The following is a 12,355-nucleotide window of genomic DNA, read 5'->3' as shown; positions in this document are numbered from 1 at the left end:
TCTTTGTTATTCTATAAGTGTAGTGATAAACCCCTTATTATTGAAGAGCTTTTCACGCATGGACAAATTACCCATATCTAGCATGTAAAAAGAGCAGGTCGCTATTGCGTTCTGCTCTTTTTGCGTAACGCAATAGCGAGTATTCAATTAGATTATTTTGAAAGAAGAAGTGACAAATCTCACAGCGCGTTCTTTTTTCTTTTGTTACGATATACATATAGTTGGCAAACTCCTTATCGAAAAGTTTTTCGCACAACAACACATTACCTATGCGTAGCAATTAAAAAAGCAGACCGACAAGGTTTGCTTTTTTAATTGTGTATTTTTACCATTAAATAACTTTTTTGAGATATAATTGTAAAATAATCTTTGTTACGAGAGAGGGGATTATTTTTTGAATAGAAAGTTAGGAATTCTTGTTTTATTAGTGTTAGCTATCTTATTTGCCGGGTGTTCAAAAGAAGAAGACAACGTTCCTTTAAGAGAACTAGAAAAGATCCATATTAACGTCATCAAAGAACAAAAGATGAAGCAAGGGATTTCGTATGAATTGGAATTCGTAAACAAGAGCGATTTGACCATCAAACAAAACAATGTCTTTTTATCCTATCCTTTAAAAATAAAAAACGGTTATTCTGAAAATAAATTTAAGGTGTTAGCAGAAGGCAATAAGTTAAATATTAAGCCAAAACAAAAGGTAAAGTTGACTGCATTTCTTCCTTATAAAGGAATTAATAAAGAAGCGTTAGCTATTGATGAGCCTGACGTAAAGTGCATAGGATATTGGAATAAGCTTGATGATTACCATCAATTTTCTTTTGGAGGATCCTTGAAGCAAGAATAATATATAACTATTTGTTAAATAGTGGAACTGAGCGTAAGGGATTGATAAAGGCGGTGAATGAACAGTGAGTGTAGACACGGATAGATTGATTAGCTTTTTTATTTTATGGGGAACACCCGCTGTTTTTAGTATAATAGAGTACTTTAAACTGAGTAAAACTGAAAAAAAAGAAGCGATACGAGACTTAATATCTTTAAAATCTATTGTAACAACAGGATTTATATTGATTGGAGGAGTGATGGCGAGTTTAGGTAGAGTATTATCTCTGCTGCCTCTCCACGTTATAGGTACTTTTATTTTAGCTATTGGTGGTATCGTGGGCGCTGTTGAAGCATGGAAGACAGAAAAAAAGAAAAGTATTGTTATCCTTGTTTTAATAGTATCTATGATTGCTTTTACATTTGTAATATAAATTCTGCATGTAACAAGAGCTGCTCAAATTATGAGCAGCTCTTATCAGTTTCTTATTTATTGCGTTTCGAGCTGCTGGTCTTTTTTCTTTAACGTAAGAGCGAGCAGGAACGAAACGACGGCGAAAGCGATGGCTACATAATAGACGGTATGGACCCCGCTTGTCATACTTTTTATTTGTAACAGCGTTTTATTCGTTTCGTTTGATTGTTGAATAAAGTGCTGAGAAGCCATGGTCATAATACTTGTATACAAAGCGGGTCCAATCGCGCCTGAAACTTGGTTAATCGTATTTGAAATAGCTGAACCGTGGGCATGAAGCGGTTTTGGCACTTGATTTAAAGCAAGCGTCATCACGGGACCGATGCTTAAACCTACGCCAATTGTAAAGGCTGCGTATAAGATGGCTGCAGTCGTCGTGCTTGTTCCGCTTGAAATAGTAGTGAACAAACTTAAGATAATTGTTAAAAGGACTAAGCCCGTTAAAAGCAGCGGTTTAAATCCGATTTTGTCAAACAAACGTCCTCCCACCATAGCTGTTAGAGCCAGCGTTACGCCGCCTGGAAGCATAAGAAACCCTGTTTGCAAAGGAGACAGTCCCGCAGCCGTTTGGAAGTATAGCGGCAAAATTAACATCATTGAAAACTGAATCATCATAATAAGAAACATTAAGAAAATCGATCTTGAAAACACAGACGATCTAAAAGGCTTCATATTAATCATAGGAGAATTCAGCTTGCTTTGCTGTCTGACAAATAAAGCAAGAGCTATGACGCCAATTATGAGCGTAAGCCATACGATAGGATTACTCCATCCCGTCTCTTCACCAGCTGCGCTAAATCCATAAACAACTCCTCCAAACCCAATTGTAGAAAGAATCACAGATGGCATATGAATTGTTGGTCTAGATGTTTCAGAAACGTTACTGAGCTTGAAAAGAGCAAATAGGAAAATAAGCGCTGCTGCAATTAAAAGACCTAGAAATATAATTTGCCACGAATAATATTGAATAATTAATCCTGAAAGGACCGGTCCTATTGCCGGTGCAAATAAAATAGCTACGCTAAAAATCCCCATTACGGTGCCGCGTTTGCTAACAGGCACGAGTGTTAACATTGTGCTCATCACAAGAGGTAAAATAATGCCTGTTCCTAATGCTTGAATCATACGGCCCGCAAAAAGCAGAGAAAACCATGGAGTAATAAATCCAATGAAGGACCCAATTAAGTAAAAGCTCATAGCCGTCACAAACAGCTGTCTTAATGTGAATCGTTGAATTAAAAAAGCAGACACCGGAACAGAGATGCCGATTACAAGCATATATCCGGTAGTTAACCACTGAGCTGAGCTCGTTCTAACGTGAAAATCTGAAATGATACTTGGTAAGGCCACGTTCATTACGGTTTCACTAATTAAGCATAAAAAATTTCCTAGAATCAAAATGAAAAGGATAAGCTTACTTTGTGTACTCATTTTTTCTTCTGTTTGTGTCATAAGTGACCTCCTTTTACTAAATTAATTTTTGTTTGCAAACAGCTTACCAATTTGGTCAGCTGCAATTTGCATAGGGACTGTACTATTTTTAGTTAATGAAAGAGTATAAGCCCCTTCAATCCAAGATTGTATAGCTGAACCTAGCTGTCTTGCTTCCTCTTGCTCATAGCCTGAACAAACTAACTTATTTGCATAAACTTGCTCCCAGTCGTTATACACGGCTTCACAGGCCATGCGAAGCGTTTCGTTTGATGACCATACTTCACTCGACATAGCAGCGAGAGAGATATCCGCTTCATTTTCCACTTGTTCAAACATTCGATCAGCCATCAGTTTTATATGATATTGAATAGCTGACGCGGCATCTTCATGAGAAGCGAGGGATTTTTCGATATAAGCTTTGACTCTTTCTCCCGTTTTTTGAATAGCTTCTTTTGCTAACTGTTGTTTTCCATCCGGAAAATAATAATAAATAGATCCTCTCGGAGCGCTGCTTTCTTTTGTAATTTGACTTAGACTGGTGGCGTGATAGCCTTTTTTGCGAAAAAGTTTAGCAGCTGCGCTTAAAATTTTTTCTTTTGAATTGGTTGGTTCCATGAAAACAGCTCCCTGATATAATTACTAGTTGATCGGTCAGTATAATGGTAGCAACTCTATACTGATCAGTCAATCTAGACGTTTAGGTCTTGCATAGAAGTGGAGATTGACGTTAGTTTGACAGGTGTAAGCATTGCTTAAAATGTTAAGAATAAGATTACAAAGTATTTTGGATCTATACTTCTATTGCTGTTAAAAAAATATAGTCAAGTAATGAAATTAAAAGAAGACGAGAAGCGTATAGCATGTTACGATAGGGACGGTATAGAAATTGACACATATCGGTTTCTAATAGAAGAGACAAATTTTAAAATTTTTAAATGTAAGGTTGTGATTCACCTGAGACTGAATAAATTTATTAGCGAATCTGGCAAAGCGTCAAGACGCGGGGCAGATAAGTTAATTAGTGAAGGAAGAGTAACCGTTAATGGAAAGGTTGCAAAAATCGGAGATCAAGTTAAGCCTGGCGATGATATTCGAGTAAGTGGCCAACAGCTTCGGATTGCTCGAAATAATGTATATATTGCACTTAATAAACCAGTCGGCATTACAAGTACGAGTGAGAAAAAAGTAAAGGGAAACATCATTGACTTAGTCAATCACCCTTTGCGTATTCATCATGTCGGACGACTAGATAAGGATTCAGACGGCTTAATTTTACTTACAAATGACGGCGATATTATTAACGAAATTTTACGTGCAGAAAACAAGCATGAAAAAGAATATATTGTTGCAGTAGATAAGCCGATTACACCCGAGTTTATCAAAAACATGTCTGAGGGAGTAAAAATTTTAGGTACAAAAACGCTTCCTTGTAAAGTGACACAGCTGTCTAAGTACGAGTTTCAAATTATTTTAACACAGGGCTTAAATCGTCAAATTCGCCGTATGTGTGAAGTGCTCGGATATGAAGTATACCGACTTCAGCGTACGCGTATTATGAATATTCACTTAAACAACTTGCCTGTTGGGCAATGGAGAGATTTAACGAAAAAAGAGCGTACGCAGCTATTCAAAGAATTAGACTATGAACCTAAAGAGTGGTAAATCAAAAGACACCAGCCTGTTAGACTGGTGTCTTTTTTTTATTCGCATACAACTACTTGTCTAGAAAATACGCTTTTGCGCGCTACGCAGCGATCTGAAATAGAAAAGCCAGCTTCATGAATCATATGGTCAATCGTGTCTACTGTAATCACGACTACTTTATCCGCAAAGCGGCGAGCGTGTTTTAAAATAGAAAGCTGATCTTCAGGCGTCGCGTGGGTGTAGAGATTGTAAGGCATGTCGATGATCGCTACGTCATAGTGAGTGGTAACATCCGAAATCGGTCCGGTTTTGACATCACCCTTTAAGCCGAAATGCGCAATATTTTCACGAGATCCGTCGGTCACAAGTGGGTTGATATCGCGTCCTACAATATCAATGCCCATTGAAAGAGCTTCTACGAGGACTGTACCAATACCACAGCATGGATCAATCGCTTTGATTCCTTCAGGCTTTGGAACGGCAATGTTAGCTACAGCTCTTGCAAGGCGGGTACTGAGTGCCGTAGAGTATTCACGCGGTTTCTTCAAATGATGCAGCCATACAGCTTCGCTTTTTTGATATTTTCCAAAATACCAGCGTCCTTCAAATGGAACAATTCCAAACAAATGGTCAGGGTTATGCAAGTCTGCTTCTGCTACAAAATGCCAACCCACATCACGTTCAATCGCACGCTGACCTTTATAGCTTATTTTTTGATCTTTTTCTAAGTCATTAATTTTCATAAAAATGAGTTTAAATGTTTGATCTCCAAGGTCAATATCTTCTACTTGTTTGCAAATATCTGCAAGGTCATCTGATTCATACATAATATCTAATCGCTCTTTGATAAAAGGGCTTCTGCTTGGATCAAGTTTAACGGCGCTTCTTATGATAGGTTTCTCAGTTTCAATTTCAAAAAGAGAGCGTCTCTCTAATTGACATAGTGAGAGTTCCTCTTCGCTGCATGCGTATGTGTAGATATACTGAGGCAGCTGCGTATGGTTATTCAATATCGTATCATCCTTTATCCTATCTAATTATCCTTCTTCTCAAACAATAGCGAGAAAAGAAGAGAAAAGCAACGAATTTAAATATATTTGGCTGTGAATACTAAATTGAAGCGCTACATAGTCCACTTATTTGACAAAACATGCTAAAATAACTGATGATAACCTGCATGTGCTGCTGTTTATACAAAAGAACTGGATCAAGGTTTCTCAAAAATCATTTATACACTGCTGACATTTTGATGAATAGGAGAGGCTACGTGATGTCTAAAAGTGATCATGAAAAGCAACAGATGAGTCGGGCTGATATGAAAAAACAAGCTAAAACATCCTCGCAAAACCTTGTGATGAACGTACTCATTGCCATTGTATCTGCATGTATTTTAGCTCTTATTATAAATATTTTTGTACTAATGAAATGAGTCGTTATGCTGCTCATTTCTTTTTATTAGGTTCAGCTTTTATTGAAGAGTTTGAGGTCTCTTTCACTAGAGAGCACATTGTGAATAGCATATCTTTTTTTTACAAATGATAGTTGTGATATGATAAAGCAATAATACATTAGACAAAAAGCTGGAGGTTACTTAGTATGCCATTACTTAGATTTGATGTAATAGAAGGAAGAGACGAAAAAGAGTTAAAAGCATTACTAGACGCTACTCATCGAGCGATGCTAGAAGCCTTTGGCGTCCCAGAACGCGATCGTTATCAAATTGTACATCAGCATCCTGCTCATGAAATGATTATTGAAGATACAGGTCTTGGCTTTGAGAGAAGCAAGGATTTGGTTATTATAAGTGTGACGAGCAAACAGCGAACAGAAGAGCAAAAACAAGCTCTTTACAAATTAATTGTAAAAGAGCTGGGAGAAAGCTGCGGAATTCAGCCAAGCGACATTATGATTTCAATTGTTGAAAACGGTAATGCTGACTGGAGCTTTGGTATGGGAGAAGCTCAATTCTTAACTGGGAAATTATAAAATGGTTTATTATCTAGAGAAGCCCTTATTTCTAAGGGCTTTTTCTCATTTTGTCTATAAAAATATTATTCTCTTAGTCACATCTTACTCAAAATTAAATACAGACATCTGTCAAATGAATGATACAATAAGCTTATATGCCGTTTTGAGTGGGAAAACCAAAAAAGAGTTCGGCGTACTAACTTCAGAACAACAATAATTTTACATAAAGATGTAAAGATTTAAAGGTTAAAAGAGAAATGTATAAAATCTGTAAAACAAAAGAACAGTTACGCGTTAAACATAGGAGTAAAAGGTTCTTCACGTGTTTTTTCGTATAATAAGAGAAAGTAATTTTGATCATTGAGGAGGAACTTAGAATGTTTGGATTTGATGCAGATGTATCGCCATTAGTGCGAATTAAAGTAATTGGAGTCGGCGGTGGAGGAAATAACACCGTTAACCGTATGATTGAACATGGTGTACAAGGGGTAGAATTTATCGCCGTTAATACGGATGCTCAGGCGCTTAATTTATCTAAAGCAGATGTGAAAATGCAGATTGGTGCGGCATTAACGCGAGGATTAGGTGCAGGAGCTAATCCAGAAGTAGGAAGAGAAGCTGCAGAAGAAAGCAGAGAGCAAATTCAAGAAGTACTGCAAGGCGCAGATATGGTATTCGTAACAGCTGGCATGGGTGGAGGCACTGGTACTGGAGCAGCTCCGGTTATTGCCCAAATTGCCCGTGAACTAAATGCTTTAACAATTGGAGTAGTTACTCGCCCTTTCAAGTTTGAAGGAAATAAACGTACCAAGCAAGCAGTAGGCGGTATTACTGCGATGAATGAATCGGTAGATACCCTTATTGTCATTCCAAACGACCGCTTGCTTGAAATCGTTGATAAAAAGACACCTATGCTTGAAGCATTCCGTGAAGCAGATAATGTTCTTCGCCAAGGTATTCAAGGTATTTCAGATTTAATCGCTGTTCCGGGGCTGATTAACCTTGACTTTGCTGATGTAAAAACAATTATGTCTAATCAAGGATTTGCGCTTATGGGTATCGGACGAGCTTCGGGATCAGATCGAGCAATTGAAGCAGCGAAAAAAGCGATTTCTAGTCCGCTGCTAGATGCATCCATTGATGGAGCAAGAGGCGTGCTGCTGAACATTACGAGCGGTAGCAGCCTGAGTCTTTACGAAGTACAGGAAGCAGCAGATATTGTCACGTCCGCTTCTGATCAGGACTTAAATATGATTTTTGGATCTGTGATTAATGAAGATTTAAAGGACGAAATGATGGTAACCGTTATTGCCACTGGATTTGATGATGAAGATATTTCACCATCAGCTTCCACTTCTAGAGTTTCAAGAGCACGCTACTAAATTAAATAACCAGCTTTTATGGTGGCAATTGTTTTTCAATTGCCTTAAAAGGGAATCCGGTGAAAATCCGGAGCGGTCCCGCCACTGTAACAAGGAGCCTTATGTCAAAAAGCCACTGTCTATTTAGAGACGGGAAGGCGGTATAAGGCAATGACTTGAAGCCAGGAGACCTGCCATAAATCGCAGCACACAATAACCTACGAGGATAGGGAGGTGTTTTGGCAGAATCAAAAATACGATAAACAAGGGATACGTTTATCTGAATTTGTTGTGAAGGCAAGCACTTCTTTTTAGAAGTGCTTTTTTTTGTGTATTAAAATAGAAGGTGGAAAAATGAATGATAAATAATAAAAAACTTGTATCTATGATATTTCTCGTGTTACTTTGCCTCACTGCTTGCGCTCCTAATGAAGAGAGCGTAAGTATAAAAGAAAGAAAGAAAACGGATAAAAGTGTGACGTTTTTATTTAATTTTACATCTGCAACGCTTGATCCTCATACGGACGATAATTATACAGCAGTTCGTGGGGGAGTAGGGGAGACGCTTGTTAAAATCAACGACGATTTAAAAATAAAGCCTTGGCTTGCTGAAAAGTGGGAAACGAAAGATAACGGCCTTACATGGACATTTATGATAAGAAAGAACATCATGTTTCAAAACGGAAAAGCGCTGGATGCAAATGCCGTTAAGTCTTCTCTTCAAAGAACGATAGACCAAAGTTATGCGATGAAAAACGCTTTAAATATTAAAGAAATGAAAGCGAACAGTCATGCGCTGACAATTACATTAAAAGAACCAATGCCTAAATTTCCTTCTGAATTAGTGCATCCAAATACAGCTATTATAGATGTTGATGCTTCTAATATAGCTAAGAAGCCCATTGGTACGGGTCCATTTCGCGTCTTGTCTTTTGATCAAGGAAATCAAGTAAAATTAGAAAGATATGAAAATTATTGGGGTGGAAAAGTGAAATTGAAAAGTGCGATCTTTGGATTTAACGAAGATGCTAATGCGCGAGTTGCTGCTCTTCAATCTGGAACAGCCGATATTATTTATCGCCCGCCTTTAGAAAGCTTGGGCACTTTACAAACAGATCCGTCTTTTAAAGTAAGTGGAGTACCTAGTGTGCGCACCCATTTATTGCTTTACAATCAAACTAATGACGCATTAAAAGACGAAAATGTAAGAAAAGCTATCGATACCTTATTGAACCGAAAAGAAATTGTTAGCAGCATCATGAACAATCAAGCGGCAGCGGCTCGAGGTCCATTTTTACCCCAATTTCCTTTTGCTGATAGTACTGCTAATGAGCAAAGAGGTATGACATCTGCTAAAAAATATTTAGAGAAAGCAGGCTATCAAATCAAAAATGACAAAGCAATTAAAAATGGAAAGCCACTATCGCTCTCTCTTGTCACATACAGTTCTTTGCCAGAACTGCCTTTAATTGCTCAGCTTGTACAGTCTAATACCAAAGAGTTAGGAATTACTATTAAGATTCACCTAGTTGAAGATAGCGATGAATATGTAATGGCAAAAGATGATTGGGATTTAGCATTGTACAGCCTTATCACAGCACCTAGAGGAGATGCCAGCTATTATTTAAGTACGAACTATTTGCCCGGCGGTGGTTTAAATGCCAGCCGGATTAATGATGATACGCTAACAAAAATGATAGAACAGTTAAATTCAACAGTAGATGACGCAAAACGAGATCAGTTAGCCAAACAAGCAACCGCTTTGATTAATAGAAAAATGCTGACGTCATCGATTGTACATCCAAACATTGTTGTTGCTTATAATCAAAAAGTGAAAAACTGGACAACAAATCCAAGCGAGTATTATATGCTGACTCAGCATTTAGACGTAACGCCGTAGTTAACAGTGCAGCATAAGCAGAGAAAAGAAAAAGTATACAATGATCGTTAAAAGGATGTGACAGTAAACGTGCAAGAAGTACAAATGTATCAAATTAAAGAAGTAAAAGAAAAGGATGCTGAAGTGATTCAGTTTGTTATGAATATGCGGAATGAGCTATTTCCTATGCTGGAAAAAAATCAGCTTCCTGTGGATTTGCTTCATTTTAATGAACATTACGTTCAAGCGAAAGACGCTGCTTTTTTTGCAGCTGTTACGGAAAATCAACAAGTAATTGGAACCATTGGTTTATACGCTTACGATGGACGGTTTCATGCATTAAAAGAGCGATATGAACATAGAACTGCAGCTGAGATTGTAAAATGCTATGTCGATCCAGCGTACCGGCGTCTAGGCATTGGACAGCAGCTGTTAAAAGCAGTTGAACAATTTGCCCAAAGTCATTTTTATGACACGCTGTATCTGCATACTCATCCTTTCTTACCTGGCGCTATTCCTTTTTGGGCTTCACAAGGCTTTATCAAAAGGCTAGCTGAACAGGACGAACCATGGAATACGCTGCACATGGACAGAAAAATACAACGAGTCGTAACGTAACGAGATCATACAGTAATTACCATGGAATCTGTATATGGGCTCATGCTATAATGAACGTAACTTACATTTATAGCCTGTAGGGCAAGTCCTTACAGAAAAGAACCACGTTTCGAATTGGCTGAAACGTGGTTTTTTTCTATAAAAAACAAGTAACAAAATATTTTTAAAAATATATATGAAATCGCTTTCAAAATAATGAAATATATTATATAATTACTAGTGTTGTGTTGTACTTTGTTAGTGTTAAATCAATATCCTACATGTGTGAGCCGATTGCCTTATGGTAGTCGGCTTCCTTTTTTTATAGTAGAAGTCTAAAGGGAAACAGCGTTCGTTAAAATGGCTGTAATTGTCATGATAATAGTTGTCCCAAAGGCCCACTTGAAAAGAAAGAAAAGTAGCAATCATTCCAAACCCTAACAAAGAAAGCATTATCCATCACCTCTTAAAAATTTAGAAAATTCTATTAATTTATGTTATAGCATTAGAATTAATGTTAAAGTTTGGTATTTTTAAATAAGGTAACTTCAAACTAAACCTAAAAACTAAAAAAGCCGCCTTGTAGGCGACTGGTTTAAGCTAGGTCAGCTGTTATGGACTGCTTTTGAAGGTGATCAGACAGCAGGCTGTAGGCGATAATCTTCTTTTTGTATTGTTTCACGACGTCGACATGATCATGATAGCTATATACGCATAGTCGAACATCGTTTTTCCCTTTTTTCGTATCGATAACAAGTGGAGTTTCACTGTCTTCTAGGTGTTTATAATAGTCCTTATTTCCTTCATGGACATAATATTGTTTTAAAAATGTTGCTTTATTAAAATAATCAATCACTTGCATTTTGTCTTTGCCTTCTAAATGTTTCCCATCAACTGTGACAGTAGCGTTTTGATCATCAAGTGTTGGGTGTAATTGAAATTTAGTCATAAGCCATTTGACCACTGGAGTTGGAAGACACGTTATTAATATTTTGAGTGCACTTACAAGAATGATGGAAAGTAATACAATCCATGTCATAGTTAATCATCTCCGCTTAAATTAAATAAGATTACATACTTATTTTACCACAGAGAACATGATTGCTTTTTGTACATTATGTGAACCTTCTTTAGTGAAAAGATGTATATGAAATGCGTTTATTTATGCACATTTAGGGAAATATAAAATTATAACAAATACTACATATAAAAAAGGAGAAAAAATTATGTTGTGGACGATTATTGGACTTTTATTTATTTTTTGGTTATTAGGATTAGTTTTTCATATTGGCGGCGGCATCATTCACATTCTTCTTGTCATTGCAGTGATTGTGCTGATCGTAAAACTTGTGAAACGAATTTAGATATAAAAAGCCTTTCCTTAGGGAAAGGCTTTTTATGTGGAGAGATTATAAAAATGAGCTGTATTTCGATATAAAAAATCATATGTCTCCGTTACAGAAACCCTTTTGAGACGTGCTATTTCCTGAACGGACTGATGCATCATTGATGGAACCGTTGTCTGGTTTTGAAAAGGTCCTTCAAATGGCCACGGACCATCTGTTTCGACCATCAAGTAGTCAAGAGGGTAATCTGTGGCAAGCGCTTGGATTTTAGGTTTATATACAATATCAGGTGTAAGGGAAATATAGTAGCCGTTGTTTTTCATTCGTTCAACGGTTTTTTTAGCTCCTTTGAACCAGTGGAAGTGAGCTTTAGGCACAGAATGTTTTTCTAGCAAGTCGCACACGATCTCAGCATCTTCATATACAGCGTGAAGAATTAACGGTTTCCCCCATTTTTTTGAATGAATAATAAAAGCTTCAAGCAGCTCCAAATAGGGCTCTAGAGAAAGAGTATAGGTCTGACTTAAGTAATAAGGTAGACCAACCTCACCAACCGCAATCATTTCTTCATTGTTTTGATCAATCCAAGCAAACAGCTCCGCTAATTCATTTGAAGAAGGCAACATTTGTTCAGGGTGAAATCCGTAGGCAGGTTTCACGCAGGAATATAACTTGCTGATTTTTTGATTAAGTTGGCAAGAGTGTAATGTAGAAGATACAGAAATAAGCGCTTGTAACGAAGGATCCTGCTCAACTATGTCTTTCCAGCTTTTCTGTTCATATTGATCTAGATGAATATGCGAGTCAATAATGCGTTTCATAAATAATG

14 protein-coding genes and 1 riboswitch are annotated in these 12,355 nt (G+C 37.2%); of the genes, 9 read left to right on the top strand and 5 right to left on the bottom strand.

Going from position 1 to position 12,355, the window contains the following annotated elements:
- The first annotated feature begins 394 nt into the window (after positions 1-394).
- Both AC1VNJ_RS21935 and AC1VNJ_RS21930 read left to right on the top strand, forming a co-directional pair.
- Positions 395-844, top strand: coding sequence for a hypothetical protein (locus AC1VNJ_RS21935; RefSeq protein ID WP_482641294.1), 450 nt, complete (start codon positions 395-397; stop codon positions 842-844).
- A 64-nt stretch (positions 845-908) separates the two neighbouring features.
- On the top strand, positions 909-1,256 hold the full coding sequence (locus tag AC1VNJ_RS21930; protein WP_050691613.1) for a hypothetical protein: 348 nt from the start codon (positions 909-911) through the stop codon (positions 1,254-1,256).
- Between the two features lie 56 nt (positions 1,257-1,312).
- On the opposite strand, the gene AC1VNJ_RS21925 is transcribed toward AC1VNJ_RS21930, so the two are convergent.
- Together AC1VNJ_RS21925 and AC1VNJ_RS21920 are read right to left on the bottom strand one after the other, a co-directional pair.
- Positions 1,313-2,749, bottom strand: a complete 1,437-nt coding sequence (locus AC1VNJ_RS21925; RefSeq protein WP_482641293.1) for a DHA2 family efflux MFS transporter permease subunit — start codon at positions 2,747-2,749, stop codon at positions 1,313-1,315.
- A gap of 21 nt (positions 2,750-2,770) precedes the next feature.
- Positions 2,771-3,346, bottom strand: a complete 576-nt coding sequence (locus tag AC1VNJ_RS21920) for a TetR/AcrR family transcriptional regulator (RefSeq protein WP_482641292.1) — start codon at positions 3,344-3,346, stop codon at positions 2,771-2,773.
- Between the two features lie 330 nt (positions 3,347-3,676).
- Here AC1VNJ_RS21920 and rluF point away from each other — a divergent pair, with 330 nt between their 5' ends.
- Positions 3,677-4,393 (top strand): 23S rRNA pseudouridine(2604) synthase RluF, encoded by a 717-nt coding sequence (gene rluF, locus AC1VNJ_RS21915; protein WP_014461744.1) that lies wholly within the window; start codon positions 3,677-3,679, stop codon positions 4,391-4,393.
- Positions 4,394-4,431: 38 nt separating this feature from the next.
- Here the strand turns inward: rluF and AC1VNJ_RS21910 are convergent, their stop codons facing one another.
- Positions 4,432-5,385 carry a TRM11 family SAM-dependent methyltransferase gene (locus AC1VNJ_RS21910; protein WP_033580681.1) on the bottom strand — a complete coding sequence of 318 codons (954 nt, stop codon included), beginning with the start codon at positions 5,383-5,385 and terminating at the stop codon, positions 4,432-4,434.
- A gap of 260 nt (positions 5,386-5,645) precedes the next feature.
- Between AC1VNJ_RS21910 and AC1VNJ_RS21905 the strand changes: the two genes are divergently transcribed.
- The 5 genes from AC1VNJ_RS21905 to AC1VNJ_RS21885 all read left to right on the top strand — a co-directional run bounded on the left by AC1VNJ_RS21905 (position 5,646) and on the right by AC1VNJ_RS21885 (position 10,201).
- A complete protein-coding gene (locus AC1VNJ_RS21905; RefSeq protein WP_165635927.1) occupies positions 5,646-5,804 on the top strand; it encodes a hypothetical protein in 159 nt (52 codons plus the stop codon).
- A 167-nt stretch (positions 5,805-5,971) separates the two neighbouring features.
- Positions 5,972-6,361: a tautomerase family protein gene (locus tag AC1VNJ_RS21900; RefSeq protein WP_033580680.1), complete on the top strand. Its 390-nt coding sequence runs from the start codon at positions 5,972-5,974 to the stop codon at positions 6,359-6,361.
- 359 nt (positions 6,362-6,720) lie between these two features.
- Positions 6,721-7,725, top strand: a complete 1,005-nt coding sequence (gene ftsZ / locus AC1VNJ_RS21895) for a cell division protein FtsZ (protein WP_014461739.1) — start codon at positions 6,721-6,723, stop codon at positions 7,723-7,725.
- 2 nt (positions 7,726-7,727) lie between these two features.
- A riboswitch (cobalamin riboswitch) is annotated at positions 7,728-7,918 on the top strand.
- Between the two features lie 144 nt (positions 7,919-8,062).
- The gene (nikA, locus tag AC1VNJ_RS21890; protein ID WP_482641291.1) at positions 8,063-9,604 is read left to right on the top strand and encodes a nickel ABC transporter substrate-binding protein; all 1,542 of its coding nucleotides are present in this window, start codon (positions 8,063-8,065) and stop codon (positions 9,602-9,604) included.
- 69 nt (positions 9,605-9,673) lie between these two features.
- Positions 9,674-10,201: a GNAT family N-acetyltransferase gene (locus tag AC1VNJ_RS21885; RefSeq protein ID WP_051137139.1), complete on the top strand. Its 528-nt coding sequence runs from the start codon at positions 9,674-9,676 to the stop codon at positions 10,199-10,201.
- A gap of 574 nt (positions 10,202-10,775) precedes the next feature.
- Here AC1VNJ_RS21885 and AC1VNJ_RS21880 read toward each other — a convergent pair.
- Positions 10,776-11,219, bottom strand: coding sequence for a YfmQ family protein (locus tag AC1VNJ_RS21880; protein ID WP_028414332.1), 444 nt, complete (start codon positions 11,217-11,219; stop codon positions 10,776-10,778).
- A 187-nt stretch (positions 11,220-11,406) separates the two neighbouring features.
- Here AC1VNJ_RS21880 and AC1VNJ_RS21875 point away from each other — a divergent pair, with 187 nt between their 5' ends.
- The gene (locus AC1VNJ_RS21875; protein WP_013055244.1) at positions 11,407-11,544 is read left to right on the top strand and encodes a lmo0937 family membrane protein; all 138 of its coding nucleotides are present in this window, start codon (positions 11,407-11,409) and stop codon (positions 11,542-11,544) included.
- 32 nt (positions 11,545-11,576) lie between these two features.
- Here the strand turns inward: AC1VNJ_RS21875 and AC1VNJ_RS21870 are convergent, their stop codons facing one another.
- The gene (locus AC1VNJ_RS21870) at positions 11,577-12,347 is read right to left on the bottom strand and encodes a TatD family hydrolase (protein WP_048020647.1); all 771 of its coding nucleotides are present in this window, start codon (positions 12,345-12,347) and stop codon (positions 11,577-11,579) included.
- Between the last annotated feature and the right edge of the window lie 8 nt (positions 12,348-12,355).

This window comes from Priestia sp. 3CA3 (assembly GCF_056836725.1).
This window is presented reverse-complemented; position numbering and strand designations above follow the sequence as displayed.

Bases quoted from the DNA above. Each gene is read 5' to 3' on its own strand.
- AC1VNJ_RS21925 (WP_482641293.1), bottom strand. From the start codon at position 2,749: ATGACACAAACAGAAGAAAAAATGAGTACACAAAGTAAGCTTATCCTT.
- AC1VNJ_RS21920 (WP_482641292.1), bottom strand. From the start codon at position 3,346: ATGGAACCAACCAATTCAAAAGAAAAAATTTTAAGCGCAGCTGCTAAA.
- AC1VNJ_RS21905 (WP_165635927.1), top strand. From the start codon at position 5,646: ATGTCTAAAAGTGATCATGAAAAGCAACAGATGAGTCGGGCTGATATG.
- AC1VNJ_RS21900 (WP_033580680.1), top strand. From the start codon at position 5,972: ATGCCATTACTTAGATTTGATGTAATAGAAGGAAGAGACGAAAAAGAG.
- ftsZ (WP_014461739.1), top strand. From the start codon at position 6,721: ATGTTTGGATTTGATGCAGATGTATCGCCATTAGTGCGAATTAAAGTA.
- nikA (WP_482641291.1), top strand. From the start codon at position 8,063: ATGATAAATAATAAAAAACTTGTATCTATGATATTTCTCGTGTTACTT.
- AC1VNJ_RS21880 (WP_028414332.1), bottom strand. From the start codon at position 11,219: ATGACATGGATTGTATTACTTTCCATCATTCTTGTAAGTGCACTCAAA.
- AC1VNJ_RS21875 (WP_013055244.1), top strand. From the start codon at position 11,407: ATGTTGTGGACGATTATTGGACTTTTATTTATTTTTTGGTTATTAGGA.
- AC1VNJ_RS21870 (WP_048020647.1), bottom strand. From the start codon at position 12,347: ATGAAACGCATTATTGACTCGCATATTCATCTAGATCAATATGAACAG.